The sequence below is a fragment of the Faecalibacterium sp. An122 genome (assembly GCF_002160895.1).
Lineage (GTDB): Bacteria > Bacillota > Clostridia > Oscillospirales > Ruminococcaceae > Faecalibacterium.
In genome coordinates this window covers 1-738 of the sequence record NZ_NFLL01000076.1, presented here as the reverse complement: position 1 = coordinate 738, position 738 = coordinate 1, and the positions used below count along the sequence as shown (strand labels likewise).

Here is a 738-nt window from a genome sequence, read left to right as displayed (position 1 = left end):
GAGAACCTGCGGCTGGATCACCTCCTTTCTAGGGAGTCTGGCTGACGGAACTTCGAAGAAGATCGTGTCAGTCGGTGACGAGACAAGAGATCGATATTGTTCAATTTTGAGGGCCCTGTGAAGGGAACCTCAGAGATTGTGGGGGTTTAGCTCAGCTGGGAGAGCACCTGCTTTGCAAGCAGGGGGTCAAGGGTTCGATTCCCTTAATCTCCACCATTTATGGGCCAATAGCTCAGCTGGCTAGAGCACACGACTGATAATCGTGAGGTCGATGGTTCGAGTCCATTTTGGCCCACCACGCGGTCTAAAGACCGCCAAGATGTACCTTGAGAACTGAATAATAACTGCGAAACGAGAAAGTAAAACTTCTAAAGAAGAAACTACAGTTTTAAACGGAAGGGAAAACAATCTTGTTGGCAATTAGAGTATAAGAGGCTTAAAAGAGCAATCGAAAGATTGCGAATGGTCAAGCGAAGAAGGGCGCAGGGCGAATGCCTTGGCACTGGGAGCCGAAGAAAGACGTGATAAGCTGCGATAAGCTGCGGGGAGCTGCAAATAAGCATTGATCCGCGGATTTCTGAATGAGGAAACTCACTCAGCCTCATAGCTGAGTATGTTGCACTGAAATTCAAAATAGGTGTAACAGGGGAACCGCCTGAACTGAAACATCTAAGTAGGGCGAGGAAGAGACATCAAACGAGATTCCGTAAGTAGTGGCGAGCGAACGCGGAAGAGGGC

General features: G+C 48.6%; 2 tRNA genes and 1 rRNA gene. All 3 read left to right on the top strand.

What is annotated here, in order from left to right:
• The first annotated feature begins 140 nt into the window (after nt 1-140).
• Nucleotides 141-216: transfer RNA gene (locus tag B5E67_RS15320), tRNA-Ala, on the top strand.
• Nucleotides 217-221: 5 nt separating this feature from the next.
• Nucleotides 222-298, top strand: a tRNA-Ile gene (locus B5E67_RS15315).
• Nucleotides 299-464: 166 nt separating this feature from the next.
• A 23S ribosomal RNA gene (locus B5E67_RS15310) occupies nt 465-738 on the top strand; the annotation flags it as partial.